21 protein-coding genes are annotated in these 22,433 nt (G+C 39.5%); 18 read left to right on the top strand and 3 right to left on the bottom strand.

Features of this window, described 5'->3' with window-relative positions; genetic code table 11:
* Window positions 1–65 precede the first annotated feature (65 nt).
* Window positions 66–773, bottom strand: coding sequence for a flagellar basal body P-ring formation chaperone FlgA (gene flgA / locus QL995_RS04595; protein ID WP_165729499.1), 708 nt, complete (start codon window positions 771–773; stop codon window positions 66–68).
* Window positions 774–913: 140 nt separating this feature from the next.
* On the opposite strand from flgA, the gene QL995_RS04600 reads away from it, so the two are divergent.
* From QL995_RS04600 to fliD, 17 genes are all read left to right on the top strand, one after another.
* Window positions 914–1,846, top strand: a complete 933-nt coding sequence (locus QL995_RS04600) for a chemotaxis protein CheV (RefSeq protein WP_007581858.1) — start codon at window positions 914–916, stop codon at window positions 1,844–1,846.
* A 20-nt stretch (window positions 1,847–1,866) separates the two neighbouring features.
* Window positions 1,867–2,697, top strand: coding sequence for a protein-glutamate O-methyltransferase CheR (locus tag QL995_RS04605; RefSeq protein WP_007581859.1), 831 nt, complete (start codon window positions 1,867–1,869; stop codon window positions 2,695–2,697).
* 145 nt (window positions 2,698–2,842) lie between these two features.
* Entirely contained in the window at window positions 2,843–3,250 is a 408-nt protein-coding gene (flgB, locus tag QL995_RS04610; protein ID WP_002959431.1) for a flagellar basal body rod protein FlgB, read from the top strand.
* Between the two features lie 5 nt (window positions 3,251–3,255).
* Window positions 3,256–3,687, top strand: a complete 432-nt coding sequence (gene flgC / locus QL995_RS04615) for a flagellar basal body rod protein FlgC (RefSeq protein WP_007581860.1) — start codon at window positions 3,256–3,258, stop codon at window positions 3,685–3,687.
* Window positions 3,688–3,700: 13 nt separating this feature from the next.
* Window positions 3,701–4,381, top strand: a complete 681-nt coding sequence (locus tag QL995_RS04620; RefSeq protein WP_007581861.1) for a flagellar hook assembly protein FlgD — start codon at window positions 3,701–3,703, stop codon at window positions 4,379–4,381.
* Between the two features lie 59 nt (window positions 4,382–4,440).
* The gene (flgE, locus tag QL995_RS04625; protein ID WP_197183154.1) at window positions 4,441–5,808 is read left to right on the top strand and encodes a flagellar hook protein FlgE; all 1,368 of its coding nucleotides are present in this window, start codon (window positions 4,441–4,443) and stop codon (window positions 5,806–5,808) included.
* Between the two features lie 157 nt (window positions 5,809–5,965).
* Window positions 5,966–6,709: a flagellar basal body rod protein FlgF gene (locus QL995_RS04630; RefSeq protein WP_007581863.1), complete on the top strand. Its 744-nt coding sequence runs from the start codon at window positions 5,966–5,968 to the stop codon at window positions 6,707–6,709.
* 21 nt (window positions 6,710–6,730) lie between these two features.
* Window positions 6,731–7,519: a flagellar basal-body rod protein FlgG gene (gene flgG / locus QL995_RS04635; protein WP_002959420.1), complete on the top strand. Its 789-nt coding sequence runs from the start codon at window positions 6,731–6,733 to the stop codon at window positions 7,517–7,519.
* 16 nt (window positions 7,520–7,535) lie between these two features.
* The gene (gene flgH, locus QL995_RS04640; protein WP_010553251.1) at window positions 7,536–8,219 is read left to right on the top strand and encodes a flagellar basal body L-ring protein FlgH; all 684 of its coding nucleotides are present in this window, start codon (window positions 7,536–7,538) and stop codon (window positions 8,217–8,219) included.
* Window positions 8,220–8,230: 11 nt separating this feature from the next.
* Entirely contained in the window at window positions 8,231–9,325 is a 1,095-nt protein-coding gene (locus tag QL995_RS04645; RefSeq protein ID WP_024592771.1) for a flagellar basal body P-ring protein FlgI, read from the top strand.
* A gap of 166 nt (window positions 9,326–9,491) precedes the next feature.
* Entirely contained in the window at window positions 9,492–10,508 is a 1,017-nt protein-coding gene (flgJ, locus tag QL995_RS04650) for a flagellar assembly peptidoglycan hydrolase FlgJ (RefSeq protein WP_290293277.1), read from the top strand.
* A 1-nt stretch (window position 10,509) separates the two neighbouring features.
* Window positions 10,510–12,513, top strand: a complete 2,004-nt coding sequence (gene flgK / locus QL995_RS04655; RefSeq protein ID WP_290293280.1) for a flagellar hook-associated protein FlgK — start codon at window positions 10,510–10,512, stop codon at window positions 12,511–12,513.
* A gap of 2 nt (window positions 12,514–12,515) precedes the next feature.
* The gene (gene flgL, locus QL995_RS04660) at window positions 12,516–13,769 is read left to right on the top strand and encodes a flagellar hook-associated protein FlgL (protein WP_290293283.1); all 1,254 of its coding nucleotides are present in this window, start codon (window positions 12,516–12,518) and stop codon (window positions 13,767–13,769) included.
* 288 nt (window positions 13,770–14,057) lie between these two features.
* A complete protein-coding gene (locus QL995_RS04665) occupies window positions 14,058–15,530 on the top strand; it encodes a flagellin (RefSeq protein WP_290293287.1) in 1,473 nt (490 codons plus the stop codon).
* A 306-nt stretch (window positions 15,531–15,836) separates the two neighbouring features.
* Window positions 15,837–17,306 (top strand): flagellin, encoded by a 1,470-nt coding sequence (locus QL995_RS04670; RefSeq protein WP_356947982.1) that lies wholly within the window; start codon window positions 15,837–15,839, stop codon window positions 17,304–17,306.
* A gap of 156 nt (window positions 17,307–17,462) precedes the next feature.
* On the top strand, window positions 17,463–17,888 hold the full coding sequence (locus QL995_RS04675) for a flagellar protein FlaG (protein WP_182695483.1): 426 nt from the start codon (window positions 17,463–17,465) through the stop codon (window positions 17,886–17,888).
* A 60-nt stretch (window positions 17,889–17,948) separates the two neighbouring features.
* Window positions 17,949–19,382, top strand: coding sequence for a flagellar filament capping protein FliD (gene fliD, locus QL995_RS04680; protein WP_290293292.1), 1,434 nt, complete (start codon window positions 17,949–17,951; stop codon window positions 19,380–19,382).
* 144 nt (window positions 19,383–19,526) lie between these two features.
* Here the strand turns inward: fliD and QL995_RS04685 are convergent, their stop codons facing one another.
* Both QL995_RS04685 and fliS read right to left on the bottom strand, forming a co-directional pair.
* Entirely contained in the window at window positions 19,527–19,838 is a 312-nt protein-coding gene (locus QL995_RS04685) for a hypothetical protein (protein WP_290293294.1), read from the bottom strand.
* Window positions 19,839–19,846: 8 nt separating this feature from the next.
* The gene (gene fliS / locus QL995_RS04690; RefSeq protein WP_024608173.1) at window positions 19,847–20,248 is read right to left on the bottom strand and encodes a flagellar export chaperone FliS; all 402 of its coding nucleotides are present in this window, start codon (window positions 20,246–20,248) and stop codon (window positions 19,847–19,849) included.
* Between the two features lie 432 nt (window positions 20,249–20,680).
* On the opposite strand from fliS, the gene QL995_RS04695 reads away from it, so the two are divergent.
* Window positions 20,681–22,117, top strand: a complete 1,437-nt coding sequence (locus tag QL995_RS04695) for a sigma-54-dependent Fis family transcriptional regulator (protein ID WP_007581875.1) — start codon at window positions 20,681–20,683, stop codon at window positions 22,115–22,117.
* Window positions 22,118–22,433 lie beyond the last annotated feature (316 nt).

Here is a 22,433-nt window from a genome sequence, read left to right on the forward strand (position 1 = left end):
CGTATATTACCCAACTTATGCCATGTTATCGGCATATACGTAGGATACTTTAGTATAAATCTAAATTAAATATTCACCTGAACAGACTCTACACCATCTACTCGCGCATTTAAAACTTTACCTGATTTTTTGTTTTTTATTTGTATCTGTTCGCCCAAAGTACCGTCTTCTAAAGCAATACCTGTGGTTTTAATTCTAAGGCCTCTAAGGTTAGCGTAAATATTAACAGAGTCACCTTTACACACCATACAAATTTGGTTTAGTAATACTGGCATACCACTTCTAATATTTCGTTTACTTCTGCTGCCTATTAGCATTGTGGGGTCATCTAAGTACTGTATTCGTACAAAGTGAGTTGGTTTCATTTCAATACTTAAATGCGATTTAGTTATTACTTCACCGCGGGATAAATTAGCGGTGGCAACAACAACTGGAGCCATTTCAACAACTCTTACATGAACGTATTGAGCCCACGTTTGCGCATCATTGCACTTGGCTTGTAAGGTTACTTGGCGGTTAAATGGTGGCTCATCGGATGTTGATAATTCAAGTTCAGTATTACAGACACGATCAGGAATGCGACTATCTAAAGGCAGTGCACTTAATTGAGTATTAGTATTTTGCAATGTACCAATCTGCTTAGCTATATAAGCAACGGCCATGTCTTGTAATAAATCTTTACTAAACACTTTAGCTTGCAAAGGGAATACAAAGCACAAGCTAGTAACAAAATAAAAAACACTGTATCTTCTGATTTTTTTTAACAAACTCATAATGTTTCGACTATGCTTATGGTTTCAAACAGGGTATAAATATTTTGCGTCAAAAAGTAGACGCACCCGCGATGTTATGTAGCTTTATAAATAGAAAGCAATTATCGTTCCGTATTATTTGTTTTCTTTAGGAGATTTGAATGGCAGGCATTTTAGACTCAGTAAACCAACGCACACAGTTGGTTGGGCAGAACCGCCTAGAATTACTTTTATTTAAGCTCAGAGGGCGTCAGCGTTTTGGTATTAATGTATTTAAAGTGAGAGAAGTGCTGCAATGCCCTCCACTAACAAGCATGCCAAAATCTAATCCGTATATTCGTGGTGTTGCACATATTCGTGGTCAAACCATTTCGGTTATTGATTTATCAATGGCTGTAGGTGGGCGCCCAATCGACAACATTAAAGACAGCTTTATAATCATTGCTGAATACAATCGCTCTGTGCAAGGGTTTTTAGTGGGCGGAGTTGAACGTATTGTAAATATGAATTGGGAAAAAATAATGCCACCGCCATCAGGTGCCGGACGTTATTCATACTTAACAGCAGTGACCGAAATCGAAAATGAATTAGTCGAAATTCTCGATGTAGAAAAAATTCTCAACGAAATTTGCCCAGTGAACACAGAAGTAAGTGCTGAAGTTGCACAAAGTGGCGATATTCAAAAAGATTTAGGCGAACGTATCGTATTTATAGCAGACGACTCTGCTGTTGCGCGTAATCAAGTTAAACGTGCCCTAGAGCCGTTAGGCGTGCAAACAGAGCTTGCCAAAAATGGTAAAGAAGCACTTATAAGATTAAAAGAAATAGCAGAGCTTGATTGTAAAAACGATATTACTGAGCGAGTAGCGTTACTTATCTCAGACGTTGAAATGCCAGAAATGGACGGCTATACCTTAACAGCTGAAATAAAAGCAGATCCCAAACTTGCACCTTTGCATGTTATTTTGCATACCTCTTTGAGTGGTGTTTTTAACCAGGCTATGATTGAAAAAGTCGGGGCGGATGACTTTATTGCTAAATTTAACCCAGACGAATTAGCAACAGCGGTTAAAAAGTGGGTTCATTGTGATTAACAAAAATAGGTGCTACTAACTTGAATAATAAAGATTTGCAGCAAAGTGAATACGACCAGTTTCGTTCGTTTTTAGAGCAGCAATGCGGCATTGTTTTAGGTGAAAACAAACAGTATTTAGTTAAAAGCCGACTTGCTCCGTTAATGACTCGATTTAATGTGGGATCTTTATCGGAGTTGGTTAGTAAAACTCTCGGGCCTCACGAGCGGCAATTAAGAGCCGCTGTGGTTGATGCAATGACCACAAACGAAACGTTGTGGTTTAGAGATCAATACCCGTTTGAGTTGCTCCAAAATAAGCTTTTTCCTGAGTTTAAAGACTTAAGAAGGCCTTTAAAAATTTGGTCTGCTGCCAGCTCATCAGGCCAAGAACCTTATTCAATAGCTATGTCAGTAGCTGAATTTAATACTAAGCAACCTGGTGTGCTTCGTATGGGTGCACAAATTATTGGTACCGACATATCTAATACCATGCTTGATATGTGTAAAAATGCAGAATATGACGCGCTTGCACTTGCCAGAGGGTTATCTGCAGAGCGTCGTAAAAAGTTTTTTAAAGACAGCGGCAATGGTATGGCACAAGTAAACGATACAATAAAAAAACAAGTTAGTTTTAGGCACCTGAATTTGCTTGATTCTTACGCGTTAATGGGCAAGTTTGATATTATTTTTTGCCGAAATGTACTTATTTACTTTGCGCCTGAAATAAAAGCTAAAATTATTAATCAGTTTGCACAAGCATTAAACCCAAAAGGGTACTTATTTTTAGGGGCGTCAGAGTCTCTAACTGGCCTAAGTACTGAATTCGATATGGTTAGATGCAACCCCGGTATTATTTACCAAAAGAAATAACTAAGTTAATTCATTTCCCTAAAACGACGCACCAAGCGTCGTTTTTCTATTTAGATACATAGTCTTATAAAAATATAACACTTCCTAATATTAATGGCTTATTTTTTGCTTTATTCATGGGTAAGTCAATTTTTTGGAGAAGGTTATGGCTATCAGTTTTGATAAAGCATTAGGTGTGCATCCGCAAGCCATGTTGATCCGTTCACAGCGAGCTGAATTAATTGCAACTAATATAGCTAACGCTGATACGCCTGGCTATAAAGCAAAAGATATTGATTTTGCCTCTGCATTAAAAGCGGCAAGGTCAACCCAGCAAAGCGGCAATACTATGGTAAGAACTAATGATAAACACATTGGTGGAGGTACTCATAGTATGGGCAGTTCAGAATCATTTCGTTTGCCAAATCAATCAGATACAGGTGATGGTAACTCGGTTGATATACAAGTGGAACGAAACTTGTATACACAGAATGCTATGGAGTATCAGGCCAGCTTGCAATTTTTAAGCGGTAAATTTAAAGGCCTGAATAAAGCTCTCGGTAGTCAAGGATAAAAATTATGAGTTTATATAATGTTTTCGATATTGCAGGTTCGGGTATGAGCGCACAAAACGTTCGCTTAAATACTACAGCTAGTAATATTTCTAATGCTAATACCATTAGTTCATCTCAAGACAAAACGTACCGAGCGCGCCAACCTGTATTTGCGGCTGAGCTAACAAAGGCTTCAGCATCAGTAAGTAACCAACAGGGCTCCGCAGTTGGTGTTAAGGTTTTGGGCATTGTTGAAAGTAATGCACCATTACAAATTGAATATAACCCAAACCATCCAAGTGCGGATGAAAATGGCTATATCTATAAACCCAACGTCAATGTTGTAGAGGAGATGGCAAATATGATTTCTGCCTCTCGTTCTTACCAAACAAACGTGCAAGTTGCTGATGCAGCAAAGCAAATGCTAAGTAAAACACTGTTGCTAGGGCAGCGGTAACCGAGGGTAGGTTATGAGTAACGATATTAGTACATCTTCATCCTATTTAGACTCTATACGCTGGCAAGAATCGCAAGTAGCGACCAGCGACAATGAGAGTGATGCGTTAACACAAGAAGACTTTTTCTCTTTGTTAACTCAGCAATTATCGTTTCAGGATCCCAGTAACCCTGCGGATAACGATCAAATGATTGCGCAAATGACCAGCTTTACAATGGCGCAAGGCATCAGCGATTTAAATTCAAATTTTGATAGCTTAGCGTCTTCTATGACATCAAATTCAGCATTGCAAGCATCAACACTTGTTGGCAAGCAAGCTTTACTTGAGTCAAACACCCTGGATTTAAATGAAACGGGTGATGCCAGAGGCTCGGCAGTGGCAGAAGAAGCCGTTGATAACTTAAAAATTAAAGTAACTGATGCATCAGGTCAGCTAGTGAGAACTATTGATATGGGTTCTCAATCAGCAGGTGCAGTACGTTTTGCGTGGGATGGCAAAAATGAAGCTGGTGAGCGTTTACCTGAAGGTGAATACTCAGTAACCGCCGAAGGAAGTACTGACGGCGAATTTTCAAGCTTGCCCATTGCTACATTCAAGAACATTGAAAGCGTTAATATTAATGGCTCAAGTGGCATTATTATTAACACTAAAGAAGGTGCGGTTAGGCTGACAGATGTAGCAGAAATCGCGTAGTAAATTTTAGTATTTTTCGCCTGCTAGCAGGCCACAGACTAACAGGTTAGAGGTGAATTATGAGCTTCAATATTGCATTAACCGGCCTTGCTGCCGCGCAAAAAGATTTAGACGTAACGGCAAATAATATTGCAAACGTTAATACCACAGGTTTTAAAGAGTCACGCGCTGAGTTTGCCGATGTTTACGCTTCATCAGTGTTTAGCTCTGGTAAGACTAAAAATGGTGACGGTGTGCAAACAACCATGGTTGCGCAGCAGTTTCACCAAGGCTCACTGCAATTTACAAATAACTCACTTGATTTAGCAATCACTGGTGAAGGTTATTTTGCGATGACCGACGATTTATCTTCGCAAGATTTAACATATACACGTGCGGGTGCATTTAAGCTTAACCAAGATAACTTTATGGTTGACGCAAAAGGTAACTTTTTACAAGCATTCCCAGTTGATTCATCTACAGGTGATACAACGTCGGTAAGTTTGAGCACAACTGATCCAATTCAAATCCCTGATTCGTCTGGTTCTCCTCGCGCAACAGAAAATGTATTTTTGTCGTTTAACTTAGATGCAACGGCGGATCCATCAGGTCTAGATTTTGACCCTGCTTCTAGTGGTACTTATAACTCATCTACGTCAACAACAGTATATGACTCTTTAGGTGAGCCGCACATCTTACAATACTTTTTTGCTAAAGAAGATGATGCCGCAGCAGGTGGTACAGATAACAGTTGGGAAGTATACGCAACACTCGATGGCAAAGTAGTTGATGGCACAACTGGTGGAGAACAAACCGCACCTTATACACCACTGACTACCCTAGGTTTTAACTCGAGTGGTTTGCCATCAACAACAGGTGGTGTGGCAAATACAAATACAACTACTTTTGATGAAATACTACTACCAGCGGGTTCTGGTGCTGGTTTATCAACATTACTAGACAATGGTGCAACTTTCCCAGGTACTGGTATTGAGCTTAACTGGCGCGATGAAAATAACACGGCAGGACGTATCCCAACTCAGTATTCAAGTGGTTTTGAAGTAAAAGCACTCGATCAAGATGGCTCAACGGTTGGTCGTTTAGCCGGAATTGATATAGGAACAGACGGTAAAATTGTCGCTTCTTACAGTAATGGTGACTCAACATTCCTAGGCCAAGTGGCTATGGTACGTTTTCCAAATTCACAAGGGTTATCACAAGTGGGTGATACAAGCTGGAAGCAAAGTATTGATTCAGGTGAACCTGTAGCGGGTGAAGCTGGTTCGGGTACATTTGGTGGAATTAACTCATCAGCGCTTGAGCAATCAAATACAAACCTTACAAACGAGCTTGTAGACTTAATTACTGCACAGCGTAATTACCAAGCAAACTCACGTGCGCTTGAAGTTAACTCAACTATTCAGCAAAGTATTTTGCAGATTCGATAAGCTAAACCCCATTAAATATATTAGGCTGCATTTTTGCAGCCTTTTTTATAAGTCCTCTTTGTAAGCCCTTCTAAATACCTCTCAATGTTGCGTCAAATTTAATCTGGCATCTATTTTGCATTTGTAAGTTCAGAGATTTTTTATGTGAGTCGATACTATGGACAAAATGGTCTACATTGCGGCCTCTGGCGCTAAGCAAAGCCTACAGGGGCTTGCTTTAAAAGCCAATAATTTGGCAAATGCAAATACAACGGGTTTTAAAGCTGACTTTGCGCAGGCGCGTTCTATGCAAGCGTTTGGCGAAGGTTTGCCTACACGTGTATTTTCAATGCAAGAGCGTCCGGGTTCAAACATGGTATCGGGTGGCATTGTTCAAACCGGGCGAGACTTAGATATCGCGATGAGCGATAACGCATGGCTTGCTGTGCAAGATGCCTCCGGTAATGAAGCTTACACAAAAGTGGGTACGTTAAACGTTACTGCTCAAGGCATGCTCGTAACCAGCCATGGTCGTCAAGTTATTGGCGAAGGGGGACCTGTTATTTTACCCGTCCCAGTCGAAAAAATAGGGTTTAGCCAAGATGGCGCTATTCAAGTTCGACCACAAGGCGCTCCCGCTAACTTTTTAGAAGAAATAGACACGCTTAGAGTGGTAGAAGCAAATAGCTCACAGCTCGAAAAAGGTAACGATGGTTTATTTAGACCAAAAGCAAATGTAACAGTAGATACCTCTGCCAATGTAAAAGTTTTAAGTGGTTCGCTTGAAATGTCGAATGTGAACCCTGTTCACGAAATGGTCGACATGATAAGCCACCAGCGCCAATTTGAATTACAAGTGAAATTAATGAAAACAGCTGAAGAAATTGACGAGCGTCAAGATCAGTTATTACGCATAGTTTAACTTTAAAATGAGGACACGATTATGAATCCAGCATTGTGGATCAGTAAAACTGGGCTAGACGCTCAACAAACCGATATATCGGTTATCTCAAATAATTTAGCGAATGCGAGTACCGTAGGTTACAAAAAAAGCCGCGCTATATTTGAAGATTTACTTTATCAAAATATTAATCAACCAGGTGGTCGTTCATCGCAAGATACCGAAATGCCATCGGGCTTAATGTTAGGTGCGGGTGCTAAAGTTGTAGCTAACCAAAAAGAGTTTACGCAAGGCAACATGTTAACCACCGAAAACTCACTAGATTGGATGATTTCTGGTGAAGGCTTTTTTGAAGTACTGCAACCAGATGGCAATATTGCTTACTCGCGCAACGGCCAGTTTACTACCGATGGCGATGGACGCATTGTAACATCGGGCGCAGGTTACGTTATTCAGCCAGAAATGAATGTACCTGATGACGCGCAATCAATTACGGTTTCGCAAGACGGCGAAGTATCTGTACGTGTTGCAGGCCAAGCCGATAACGTGGTCATTGGTCAGCTAACAATTAGTGATTTTATTAATCCATCGGGCCTTGAGCCAATTGGTCAAAACCTTTATACCGAAACCGCTGTAAGTGGTGCGCCGGTACAAGGTAACCCGGGTGTTGAAGGGTTAGGTAGCATTATTCAAGGCTCACTCGAAACTTCAAACGTAAATGTGACTGAAGAGCTGGTAAACCTAATAGAAACTCAGCGTATTTACGAAATGAACTCAAAAGTAATTTCGGCCGTTGACGAAATGATGAGTTATATCAATCAACAGCTTTAATAGAGTAGGGGGAATTATGCGTAATATTATTTTATTTACAGCGGGCACATTATTTTTAAGTGGCTGTATGTCTACGCAAAATAGTGAAGTAGTGCAGGACGACCCTTACTACGCACCTATGTACCCCGAGCCTATTTTAGAGCCGCTGGTAGCCACAGGTTCATTGTTTAATACTCATACATCAAACGACTTATATTCTGATAAAAAAGCGCTACGTACTGGCGATATAATTACGGTTAAATTGCAAGAGTCTACTCAAGCAACAAAAGCCGCTAAAACAGAAACAGACAAAGAAACCGACGCAAGTTTAGACCCCGTTATTGGATTAGGTGGTCTACCTGTAAATATAGGTGGCGATAGTATTCAGTTTGGTATTGGTAGCGATTCGTCGTTTACGGGCGATTCAAAATCAAACCAATCAAACAGCTTAGTGGGTGATATTTCGGTTAATGTAATGCGCGTTTTACCTAACGGTAATTTAGTTATACGCGGCGAAAAATGGCTAACGCTTAATACCGGTGAGGAGTTTATTCGTTTAGAAGGGCTAGTACGCCCTCAAGACGTAAGCGCCGATAATACGGTTGAATCAAACCGTATTGCTAATGCACGTATTCAATACTCAGGTAAAGGGCAAACGCAAGAAGCGCAAAGTCCTGGTTGGCTTACACGTTTCTTTAGCAGTTCGCTGTTTCCATTTTAGAGGGTAGCAACATGAATAGCCTTAAAGCTTTATGTTTAGTTGTGTTATTAGGTTGGCAGTTTACTGCCAGTGCTGAGCGCATAAAAGATGTGTCTATGGTTGAAGGCGTACGCTCTAACCAATTAGTTGGTTATGGCTTAGTGGTTGGTTTACCAGGCACTGGCGAGCAAAACTCATACACACAACAAAGTTTTAGAGGCATGTTGAACAGCTTTGGTATTACGCTACCTTCAACTCAAAGTCCTAAAATTAAAAATGTTGCCGCTGTTGCTGTGCATGCAGAATTACCTGCATTTAGAAAGCCCGGACAAACAATAGATATTACGGTTTCTTCTATTGGTAGTGCAGGCAGTTTACGTGGCGGTACTTTACTACAAACCTTTTTAAAGGGTGTAGACGGTAACGTGTACGCTATTGCACAAGGTAGCTTAATTGTCGGTGGCTTAGGCGCACAAGGCCTTGATGGTAGTAAGGTTGTAATTAACACCCCTACAGTTGGTCGTATACCAAATGGCGCAACAGTTGAACGCACTGTAGAAAGCCCATTTATGCAAGGCGATTACATTACCTTCAATCTAAACCGCCCAGACTTTACAACGGCAAAACGCCTAGAAAAAACAATTAATGACTTAGTTGGCCCAAATAGCGCACAAGCAATAGATTCTGTTTCTATTCGTGTTATAGCACCACGCGATGCATCCCAGCGTGTATCGTACTTATCGACACTCGAAAACTTAGAATTTAAACCAGCTGACATGGCCGCTAAAATTATAGTTAACTCGCGCACCGGTACAATTGTCATTGGCAAAAACGTTAAGCTTCAGCCTGCGGCTATAACTCATGGTGGCTTAACAGTAACAATTGCAGAACAACAAAACGTGTCACAACCAAATCCGCTAGCAAACGGTGATACAGTTGTCACACAGCAAAGTATTATTGATGTAAACCAAGACGACTCGCGCGCCTTTGTATTTAATCCAGGTGTAAGCCTTGACGATTTAGTTCGCGCAATTAACGAAGTAGGCGCAGCGCCTGGTGACTTAATGGCTATTTTAGAAGCACTAAAAGAAGCCGGCGCAATTAACGGACAGTTAGTTGTTATATAAATAACCCAAGCCAATAAATAACGTATTACTTAAGCCCTATATTTTTGAAGTTAGGGCTTTTTATTTACAGCAACTTAAGTTTATTATTTTTATCTTCCTTGTTTTATCGGTAGTGGCTCAATTTTTGCATTTTTAACTGCATTATTCATTTTGTGTCAAAAAGCCGATGGAAACTAATCACCTCGATAAACAAAACTTTTTTGATTTAGGCAACTTAGATTCACTTCGTAAAGAAGCCTTAACCAGTGGCGATGCATCAACTGATGCTTCCAAAGCTGCGCTCAAAAAAGCGGCCGCACAATTTGAAGCTATTTTTACGCAAATGTTGCTAAAAGGAATGCGCAAAGCTAACGAAGCATTTGAAGACAAAGACAGTCCATTTAATTCAAGTGGCGTAAAGTTTTTTGAAGAAATGCACGATCAGCAACTTTCAACAGAGCTTTCATCAAATGGCTCGTTAGGCCTTGCCGATTTAATTGTTCAGCAGTTATCGCCTGAGTCTAAAAACTTTATGCCAGGCTCTGTACTTAGAACAACCAACGATATTTTTAGCGATACGCAAGTCGGATCCGCTCTTCCTCATGAGCAAAAAAATAAGCAATCCGATCTTATCGTTAAGAGTACTAAAGCCGATATTGCTGAGCCTAAGGTTAATACAGCAGAGTCTAAAACCGATAGCCCAACATTTAAAAATGCAGAAGAGTTTGTAAGTTCAGTGTGGGAACACGCTAAAACTGCAGCGCAAAAAATAGGTTTAAACCCAGCTGTAATGGTTGCACAAGCGGCACTTGAAACCGGTTGGGGCAAGCACATTATTAATAAAAGTGACGGTGGCAGCTCAAATAACTTATTTAATATTAAGTCAGATAAAAGCTGGGAAGGCGATAAAGCAAGCAAAGTAACGCTTGAGTTTGAGCAAGGCACACCCGTTAAAAAACAAGCCAGCTTTAGAGCCTACGATTCAATTAAAGATAGCGTGAACGACTTCGTTGATTTTTTAACGCAAAACCCACGCTACAAAGAAGCATTACAAAATACAGCAAAACCAAACGACTTTTTAGATTCATTACAAAAAGCAGGTTATGCAACCGATCCAAATTATGCCAGCAAAATAAAAAAAGTGCTCAATAGCAGTCAGCTAAAAGACATTGCGGCAAACGTGATCCGCCAAGGAGTAGAGTAACATGTCGTTTAATTTATTGAACATTGCCAGTTCTGGGGTTAGAGCAAGCTCGGAGCTACTGCAAACGACAAGTAAAAATATCGCCAATGTAAATACCGAAGGCTATGTGCGTGAGCGTACAGAGTTTACCACTATGGTTGATAACCAAGTGGGGCGAGGCGAAACATACCGATTATTAAACGAGTTTGCTCAGTCACAGCTAAATCGTGACACCTCTAATAAATCGTTTTTCGATCAGTTTATTACTGAGGCTAATCGAGTTGATACTATTTTTTCTGAAGAGTCGAACAACCTTTCGACCGGAATTAACTCTTTATTTAATAACGTGCAAGAAGCGCTAAATCAACCGTCATCTACCGTTGCCCGCTCATTAGTAATGACAGATGCGCAAAGCTTAATTGATCAAATGGATAGGCTTTCGGGCATCGTGCTTGATCAAAAAAGTGTAGTGAACGAGCAGCTCGAAATATTTTCAGATGAAGCAAACTCACTAATTCAAAGTATTAGCACGCTAAATCAAAATATTGCAGCAGTTAATGGCACTAATAACGCCGCAGATGCGAGCTCTACCTATAACGAACGCGATAAAGCAATACGCGATTTGTCAGAGCTAATAGACATAGAAACGCTTGATGGTCCAAATGGCGAAAAACTCGTTTTTATGGGCACAGGCGAAGCAGTGGTTATGCAAAATGGTGCATTTAACTTATTTTCGATGACAGGCGACCCCGATCCTAATTTTAAAGAATTCACGCTTGACGTTAATGGTGGCAAAGCAGTGCCGCTTGAAGTTGATGTAAGTAAGCTTAAAGGAAAAATTGGCGGCTTACTTGCTTTTAGAGATGACATATTAGTTCCTGCGCAAAACCAAATTGGTCAAATGGGCTTAGCGATAGCTGATGCATTTAACGAACAAAACAAATTGGGTATGGATGCAACAGGTCAGCTAGGGGGTAATATTTTTAATATTCCTACCGTTGGCGCTTATGCGTATCAAGCTAACACAGGTACTGCCGGTATGACTGCAACGGTAGAGCCAGGTAAAGGTAGTGAACTTCCTGCCAGTGACTTTATTATTACCTATACAGGCAATGCTAATGAAGTAAGTATTCAGCCTATAGATAACAAAGGGGATCCGCTGGGACAGCCTTCACTTGCTGATATATCGACAGGTGTTATTGATTCATCGACTATAACCACCGGCGAATCATTTGGTCTTCAAGTAAATGTATCTGGGGCAGGTGTTGAGGGTGATCAGTTTCAAATAAAGCTTAATTCAGATGCCGCTTCAAGTATTACACTTGCAACAGGGCGCGCAGAAGATTTAGCACTAGCATCGCCAATCCGTACTGCTAACGATTTAAATAATATAGGTACCGCTACTATTTCAGCGGGAGAAGTAACAAGTGTTACCTCCGGTGGATTTACTTCAACACCAAGCTTAACAAACGGTGAAATAACGCTTGTTAAAACAGGTAATGCTAACGAATATCAAATTACAGATAATAGCGGAACGAGCACTTTTACTATTACGCCTCCTGCAAAAGGAATGTTATCGCAAGCGGGTGCCCCATTCGATACCTACGGATTCGATTTTGATATAGAAGGCACACCTGCAACAGGCGACACCTTTACACTTGAGTTTAACGAAGGCGGCTTTGATGATAACCGTAATGGTTTAAAATTAGCTGATTTACAAAATGGTGAGTTAGTCCGTTTAAATGTAGAAACAACAGCAACGGCCGACAACCATAAAACGTTCAACCAAGCTTATTCAGGATTAGTGAGTGATATAGGTGTTATAACTGGCCAAGCAATCACAAGTGGGGCTGCATTTGATGCTCTAGCACAGCAATCTGAGGCATGGTACGAGTCGTTATCGGGTGTAAACCTTGATGAAGAGGCCGCAAATTTACTGCGTTTTCAACAATCATATTCAGCATCAGCACAAGTTTTAGCAGCAGCTCAAGAAATTTTTGACACCTTATTAAATGCGGCGAGGTAATTATGCGTTTATCAAATAATTTAATGTACCAAAACAACATAAATAAAATACTCGACAACCAACAAGGTGTTGCAAATGCTCAAGAGCGAGTAACAACAGGTGAAAAGTATTTAACCACCTCAGAAGCGCCAGCTGCTATTTCGCAAGCTATGCTGTATTCAAATAAAATACAAACAAATGAGCAATACACTAAAAATATCGATCAGCTAAATGGCCGCCTAGAAACTGAAGAAAGCGTATTACAAAGTATAAATAGTAATATTCAACAAGCGCAAGAGCTCACTATTCAGGCTGGTAATGGTGTTTATACTAAGGACGATTTAAAATCGATTGCATCAGAACTTAGTGGCATTCAACAAACGTTAGCTAACTTAATGAACACCCGATCAGAAGACGGAAAGTTCATATTTTCAGGATACCAAGACAGCACGCAGCCTTATCAGTTTGATTCTGCAGCGGGTGAGTACACCTATAATGGCGACCAAGGGCAACACCAAATAACTATAGCTGAAGGTGTATCAATTAAAGCGAGTGATAACGGCTTTGATACGTTTGAAAAAACTAACGCGCGATTAAATGTAGAATCTAACACGGCAAGTGTTTCAGGCTCTATTACAGCGGCAAGTGTATATGTAGACGGCCAAGCTGAGTTTGATAAGTTTCATCAAGCAAATTACAACGCAGACCCAACAGCTCTAGCAACAGCAAATACTTATAGTGTATTAGTAAGCCCGGGGGCTACGGCAACAGATCCACAAACTTACGAAATATACCGAGATGGCGCAGCACTAACCCCTGCAGTAATAGGTGAAGTTACTGATGAGTCTATCGATTTTGCAGGTATGAAAATTGAATTTGAAGGCACAGCACCAGGTCAACTCGATTTTAGCCTTGAAAAACCAGGCAAAGAAAACGTACTTAATACATTGCAAGCACTTATTACCGGCCTTAACGATGGCACACTTGAAGGTGGTGACTTTCAGCAAGTACTTGCTGATGGCTTAGTGCAATTACAAAACGCCAGTGAGCAAGTCGTGTTTACCCAAGCAAGTTTAGGTGGGCGTATGAACGCACTTGAAAGAGTAAGCGATTCTAACTTAGCACTCGATATTCAAAATAAAAGTAATCGCTCTAACTTAGTTGAAGTTGATATGGCAGAAGCTATTAGCGAACTGACTAAACAAGAAACGGCACTGCAAGCATCGCAAGCCACTTTTGGCCGTTTAACTAACCTCTCGTTATTCGATTACTTATAAGCTGATTATAAGCAGAAATACCTTGCCGCTTTACCCACTTTAAAGCGGCAATACTTTGCGGCAAAAATTGGCTACAAAATCGCGGCAAAAAAATGTCACTCTCTTCTAAATAACTTCACTCTTTATTTACAATTCAACGGTATCTATTTTTGTTAATTAAAAACAATAACTTAAAAATAAATTAAAGTTGGCACAGTAAATGCCTTTCTTATTATAAGAAATTATCGAACAGTGGTTCCTGTTAAATCGTGTTGAACCACACTCTGTTTAAACCTAGGAGATGGTAAAATGGCATTAACAGTAAATACTAATGTGTCGTCACTAAACGCACAACGTAATCTAACTAAATCTGGTGAAGGCTTAGCTACTTCAATGGAGCGTTTATCATCAGGTATGCGTATTAATAGCGCAAAAGATGATGCCGCAGGTCTACAAATTTCAAACAGATTAACATCGCAAATAAATGGCTTAGCCGTTGCTCAACGAAATGCTAATGATGGTATTTCAATGGCGCAAACAGCTGAAGGTGCGATGGCTGAGTCAACCAACATATTACAGCGTATGCGTGAGCTTGCCTTGCAATCTGCAAATGGCTCGAATTCAGATAGCGATCGTGATGCACTTCAAAAGGAAGTAACGGCATTAAAAACCGAGCTAACAAGAATTGCGGAGACAACAAGTTTCGGTGGTCAACAGTTATTAGATGGTTCTTTTGGATCGAAATCATTCCAAGTAGGTGCCAATGCAAATGAGACAATTGATTTAACATTGAGAAATATGGCTGCTGATAATATTGGAGCTTTTGAGGCTACTTTATCAGGTGATGTAGCAAGTGCTCTTGGTTTAGGTCGAGCATCAGTCGCAGCTGATACTGCAACTGCATCTTTAAATGGTGTTGCTGGTGGGGCACTGAGCGTTAACGGAACTGCTTTACCTGCAAATATTGGGACTAATGCTCAAGCAAGCACAATTGAAACTTCAATTAACGAGCTTACAGGCACAACAGGTGTTACAGCCGATGCTCGATCTCAAGCTGAAATAAAGTTAACGGCTCCAGACTCTGTTACATTTCAACTAAATGGTACACAAATTTCTGCATCAGTGGCAGATACAGCAGATTTAACTGATTTAGCATCAGCTATAAATGCTGAAACAACTAACACAGGGGTTACTGCTTCAAGTAAAGATGGCAAATTAATACTGACAGATGAAAGTGGTAAAGATATTGAAATTGCTGATTTTTCAGCCGCCTCTGCAGATATGACAGTCGCGGGTATTTCTCAAGATGGTAACACTCAAACAACTCCAATTACACTGGATGGTCCAGGGACAACAGCTGACAGCACGACTGTGGCAGGAAGTATAAAATTATCTTCAGAAAATAGTTTTAGTGCAGTGACAGGAGTTGATGCCGATTTAGGTGGTGATGCAGTTTCTATTCTAAACAAAGTATCATCTCTTAATGTAGAAACCCAAGATGGCTCTCAAAATGCTCTCGCAGTTATTGACAAAGCTCTATCACAAATAGATTCTCAAAGAGCCGACTTAGGTGCCATACAAAATCGTTTTAGCTTTACTATTAGTAATTTAGCTAATGTTGAAGAAAATGTTTCTGCTTCACGAAGTCGTATCCAAGATACTGATTTTGCAACTGAAACAGCACAAATGACTAAAAACCAAATACTACAGCAAGCGGGCACTTCCATTTTGTCGCAAGCCAACCAAATACCACAAGCAGCCATTAGTTTATTAGGTGGCTAATTATTTAGTTTACTAATAACTAAATATATAAACGCACTTTATTAAGTGCGTTTTTTGTTTTTAGGTTATTTAAATCATCTAAAGCATAATATTCAAACTGTATTTTAAACTCATTTAAAATAACTAATCTTTTAAAACAGTCGGTTAGCTTTTTTTAAGTAAATAAACCAATTTATTTCTAAAATACTTCTAAAGATAATTTATCTCCTGCCGTTAACTTAATCAGTACGGAGCTGAGCATACATTTGTGACAGCTCTTGGTTAAATTAAAATAGCAACATTACGAAAGTAATCAGGAGTTTTATTATGATTTCAGTAAACACAAATGTATCTTCATTAAACGCTCAACGTAACCTATCGCAATCAGGTTCAGACTTAGCGACTTCAATGGAACGTCTATCATCGGGTATGCGTATTAATAGCGCAAAAGATGATGCGGCAGGCCTACAAATTTCAAACCGTTTAACATCACAAGTAAATGGTTTAGCAGTAGCACAGCGTAACGCTAACGACGGTATCTCAATGGCACAAACTGCTGAAGGTGCTATGAGTGAGTCTACCAATATTTTACAGCGTATGCGTGAATTAGCGCTTCAATCTGCTAATGGTTCAAACTCAGATACAGACCGTGATGCTCTTCAAAAAGAAGTGACAGCACTTAAAACTGAGCTTACACGTATTTCAGAAACGACATCATTTGGTGGCCAACAACTTCTTGATGGCTCATTTGGCTCCAAGTCATTTCAAGTTGGTTCTAATGCAAATGAAACTATAAACGTATCACTTAAAAGCATTGGTGCAAGTGATATCGGCTCATTTAATAAAACCTTAGCTGGGGGTGTTGGAGCTGCACTAGGCTTGGGTCGAGCCTCAGCAGCAGCAGCTGATAATACATCTGCAAATGGTCTAGCAGGTTCAGCTTCTGATGCACTTTTCATTAATGGTGAAAAACTTGATGTAATCGCTGCAGGAACTGAAGCAAGTACTCTGGCTAACTCAATTAATGAACTATCTGGGGAAACGGGCGTTACTGCAGACGCAAGATCTCAAGCTGAAATTTCTCTAGATGTAGCGGGTTCTGTATCATTTGATTTAAATGGGACTCAAGTTTCAGCAACAATTTCGGATGCAAATGATTTAACTGATTTAGCTTCAGCTATAAATGAAGAAAACACTAATACTGGAGTTACAGCTGAGGTAAAAGATGGTGCGTTAATTTTAACGGATGAAACTGGTGCTGATATTAACATATCTGATTTTACTTCAACAACGTCAGACTTAAATGTTAAAGGTATTGCACAAGATGGTACTACTCAAACAGCAGCTATCACTTTAGACGGCGCGGCGACGGCTGGCGATAGTACGACTGTTGCGGGAAGTATAAAGCTTTCTTCAAATAGTAGTTTCAGTGTAGTTACAGGATTAGATGCTGATTTAGGGGGAGATGATGTTTCTAAACTTATTAAAGTATCAGATTTAGATATTACGTCTCAAGACGGTTCACAAAGTGCTTTAGATGTTATTGATGGTGCATTAGCCCAAATAGATAGTCAGCGTGCAGATTTGGGTGCTGTTCAAAATCGTTTTGACTTTACGATTAGTAATTTATCTAATATCTCTGAAAACGTATCTGCATCACGTAGCCGTATTCAAGATACAGATTTTGCGACTGAAACAGCGCAAATGACGAAAAACCAAATTTTGCAACAAGCAGGTACATCAATCTTATCGCAAGCGAACCAGTTACCACAAACAGCACTTAGCTTATTAGGTTAATAAGTTAAAAGTTATAGCTTAATGGTTAGCTAACTAATACATAAAGTCAGTATTAGTATTTTAAAAAAGGAGGTGGCTTTAGCTACCTCCTTTTGTGGTTTAAGAATATAAACTAAGCTATTGTTGGTTTAATTAAGTGAAAAATAGGAATCTGTTATGAATACAATTACTTCAAACGCAGAAATTACAACATTACCGACCCCCGTTGCTGGTGATGATAAGCAAGCGGGGCAAGCTGCTCGTTCTTTGACTGAGCGAGCGGTTGATGATGTAAAGCAGACGGAAGCACAAAATCAACAAAATTTACAGCAAAACCAATACAAAAATAACAATCAAGATGAAAAAGATCAGCCCTTAGAGCGCGAACAGCTAGAACAAATGGCGCAACAATTGCAGGATTTTATGGGTGAAATGAACCGCAGCTTACAATTTAAAGTTGATGAAGATTCAGGCCGCGATGTAATTAAGGTGCTTGATAAAAACAGTGGCGAAGTTATTAAGCAATACCCTTCTGAGGAAGTCTTAAGCCTAGTTTCTAAACTGTCTGAATCTGCCGGTATTTTGATTGATCAAACGGTTTAGTCGGTAGTTGTAATTACTAATACTAAGTTAGTTTATTTTTGAGTATTTGAGAGGTGAAGTATGTCTATTACATTTAATGGTTTAGGTTCTGGGTTAGCAGTATCAGATATTGTTGATGCACTCGTTAATGCAGAACAAGCACCTGCTGAAGCTCGTTTAAATACTACAGAAAGTAAGTTAACTACGGATATTTCTGCTGTTGGCGCACTCAAGTCAGCGCTTGAAAAAGTACAAACTTCAATGGAAGCATTGGGCGATACTGATAACTACCAAAAGCGAACTGCGTCTGGCAATGATGATTTTATATCTATTAGCTCAGATAAAGACGCTCAGCCAGGCAGTTACAATGTAAAAGTAGACGCATTAGCACAGGCTCATAAGTTATCTTCCCCTGCATTTGCAGCAGACGAAGCAATTGGTGCTGGCGTAATTACAATTGGCTCTGGCGCAAATAGCTTTTCTACTGTTTTATCGGCTACAAACACGTTAGAAGATTTACGAGACCAAATTAATAACGGCCCTTTTACTGGCAGTGATAGTAATGACTCTGTTGTGGCAACGATAGTAACCAGTGATACCGGTCAGCATTTAGTGCTCACTAGTAAAGAAACCGGCGAAGACAACGCAATTACAATTACCGTACAAGACGATGATGGTAATAATACTGATACAGGCGGGTTATCTCGATTAGCTTATGATGTATCAGACGCAGACCCTGCTAATCACACAACTAATTTAACACAAGTTAATGCTGCCCAAAATGCACAAATAACGATTGATGGCACGTTGACGGTATCAAGCAACACTAATGAATTTAGTAACGTGATTGATGGCGTGGATATAACAGCTAAAAAACCGCACGATACCGACGACGACATAAGCGACATATCAATTACCGAAAACAACACTAATATTAAAACAGGTTTAAATGGGTTTATTGCTAGTTACAATGAATTGTTAGAGCTCAGTAATAATTTAGGTGCCTCAAGTGAAGCTGGCGCTGGAGTTATGGCTGGGGATTCACTACTTCGAGGCGTTATGTCAAAGCTTCGTAGTGAAATAACTGAATCAATTGATTTAGGCGATGGTAATTCGTTATCACTTTCGCAATTAGGTGTCGAAACAGATCGCTACGGTGTTTTAACGCTAAATACAGAAACACTCGATGAGCAAATAGATGCAGATGTAAATTTAGTGCAGCAGTTTTTTGTAGGTGATGACGATGATGGTTTTGCTCAGTCGTTTGACGAACTAATGAGCTTTTATACAGATTCCAATGGTATTATTCAAAACAGAATTGACAGTAAAACAAATCAACTAGATGATTTAGATGATGATCGCTTGGACCTTGCCAGTAAAATGGAGTCGCTATCATCTCGACTATATGCTCAATATAATGCGATGGATTTATTAGTAGCGAGCCTTAATAACACCAGTAGTTATGTTCAAGCTCAGTTAGAGAACATGCCAGGCGTAGTTAGGCAATCAAATTAAGAGCTGAGTTAAAGGTATTACGAATCAATAAAAAACCGCTAAGTTTAAATTTAGCGGTTTTTTGTGTGTATTGCTCTTTAATTCAAATAGTAAGCTATAGCCATGTATTTAGTTAGAATAAAGGTAGTTTATTAAAACCATTTACTAGATGGCTTTATAAGCTTTTATCGCCTTACCAGACTTTTTATGTTTAATAATAGCTTTTGATGATTCGTTTTTTGCATTATTCGCTTTAACTAAAATGGTATTTATACGAAGCTGAATTAATTCTAATTGCTCTGCACTTGGGCCGTCGCTGCTTTCGCACCATTGCTTTAGTTCAACATTTAAAGTGTCTAAAAGAGGCTGAGCTTCGTCTGCATTATCATCATTTACTAACACTTCAATTTCACTAAGCAACGTTTGTATGAGCTCAGAGTAGTTCGTTAGTGGCTCTGAAGATGTTGGCGAGTCCATAATTTAAATTAAACCGCAGGGTTTCGTTGATCTAGTGGAATGTTATCCCAGCCTTCTTTAATTTCTTTAACAATACTTGATACTTCAATAATTGCTTCAATATCGTTGTTTATGTTCGCTTGCGTTAAACGGCGTTGGCAGTAATCGTAAAGTGCCAATAAATTGTTAGAGATACTAGGGTCTTGTTCTACTTCTAAATTAAGTGCGTCTTGCAGTGCACCAAATAATAAAACACAGGCTGAAATGTTTTCACCTTTTTTTTGTATTTCTTTGCGCTCAATAAACCCTTTTGTTGCTGCTAAGCGACCGATAATATTACTGAATATAAGGTTTATTTGTTCGTAAGGGGCCATTTCGGCAATACTACTGGCACGAACTTGACCGTATTTTTTTACTGAGACATGAGCCATGGGAAAATCCTAAAATTTAAAACGATAAAATTATGTGAAAGCTAATACAAAAAATTAATTAAGCTTTTATACTTTTATAAGAACAAAGCAATATTAATGCCAAGCATTTTCACTTATTTATATATCGGCATTTGTAACTTCAACTTAAATTTATAATTGAGTTTATTTACTAACAATAGCATTTTTATAGCCGAGTAAATTAATTATTAGAGCTAAGTTGTATTTAGGTAATCGTTAAGTAATCGCTGAGTAATAACTAAGTTAAAACTGCAACTCATACTTAATGATTAACTATTAAGTATGATTGACTTAACTAGCCCGTCTGTTTTTTGGCGTTTATGTCAAAAAACTGCCGCTATCACTTGCATCCATGCTGAACTGGCTTACAATTTAACTAATTATACAAATTAGTGAAAGTACGGCTCGCTAAATATGATCTTGATTTTAGATAATAATAACAACCGCGCAATAGGATTAAATGCTTCGCTTGGCTTTATTGGTGAAGCTGCTCAACTATTAAGCGAAGACTGCTTTGAACAAGAATGCAAAAAATATCAGCAGCAAGAATGCATGATTATTTTAGGAGCGTTGCAATCACTTGACCACGAAAGCTTAATTAAACGCTATCCAACCCTACCGTTTTTACTAATTGGCGAAACGCTAAAACCACTATTAAGTATAGCTAATGTAGTGGGGCTTATCTGTGAGCCATTTAATCACGAAGTGACAACTCAGTTACTCCACGATTGCCAGCAGTATCAGCGTATGTTGCCTAATGAGCATAAGCATACTAAACCGCATAAGATTTTTGATGGACTTGTTGGTGAAACAGAGGCCGTAAAAGATGTTCGCTTTTTAATTGAACAAGTGGCAAAAACCGACGCTAATGTTTTAATTTTAGGCGAATCAGGTACTGGTAAAGAAGTTGTTGCCCGTAATGTACACCTGCTTTCAAAGCGTATTAATGGACCGTTTGTACCAGTTAACTGTGGTGCTATTCCTGCAGAGCTGCTCGAAAGTGAACTATTTGGCCATGAAAAGGGCGCGTTTACTGGTGCTATATCGGCGCGTAAAGGGCGCTTTGAACTTGCTCAAGGTGGAACGCTATTTTTAGATGAAATAGGCGATATGCCACTGCAAATGCAAGTTAAGTTGCTGCGAGTATTGCAAGAACGCAGCTACGAGCGTGTTGGTGGCACCAAGGCTATTCAGGCTGATGTACGCGTTATTGCGGCCACGCATCGTAACTTAGAAACAATGATTGAAGAGGGGAGTTTTAGGGAAGATTTATATTACCGCTTAAATGTATTTCCTATCGAAAACCCATCGCTGAGTGAACGTGCTGATGATATTCCGCTGCTTTTAAAAGAGTTAATGCGCCGTGTTAACGACCAAACAGGTTCTACCGCTAAGTTTACTGAGCGCGCAGTTGAGAGTTTAAAAGAACATGCTTGGCCTGGTAATATTCGTGAGCTTGCTAATTTAGTGGAACGTATGGTTATTATGTTTCCTGAAAAAGTGGTTGATATTCCCGACTTACCTAATAAATATCGTTACATTGAAGTTGAAGCATACGAGCCAGAATACCCTGAAGAGTTAATGGAAAAAGACGCCTTTAACGACATATTTAGCACAGGCTTTAGTGATTACGAAAGTGAGCCAGACGCTGAGTTTAGCCAAACGGGTAGTGGGCTATTGCCAGATGATGGTATTGAACTTAAAGATTATTTAGCCGAGCTCGAAATAAGCTTAATAACCCAAGCGTTAGAGCGCTATGATTACGTTGTAGCGCGCGCTGCAGAAATACTAGGTGTTCGCAGAACAACACTCGTTGAGAAAATGAAAAAGTATAATCTTTCACGAGATTAAGGTTTAAAAGCAGTTGTCAGTGTTAAGTTATAAATTGGCCAAACACAGTAGATAAATAACCCCTCGTTTTGTAGGTGCGGTTTTATACCGCACTTTACTTAAAAATATTAGCAAGAGCGCGAAGTAAATTCGCACCTACACGGTTTTTACTTTTGTTGTAGACGCTAGACTTGCTCGCGTGAAAAACAAGACTTTTAATCATTTAAATAAAACGTTATTTCACAAAGAGAAAAACGAAGGTAAATGAGAAGCCATTGTCAACTTACGCGTCACTTCTCTAAAGCGCAGCGTCTCTTAACCTCTTTGTGAACAAATC

This window comes from Pseudoalteromonas sp. APC 3358 (assembly GCF_030408075.1).
GTDB classification, from domain to species: domain Bacteria; phylum Pseudomonadota; class Gammaproteobacteria; order Enterobacterales; family Alteromonadaceae; genus Pseudoalteromonas; species Pseudoalteromonas arctica.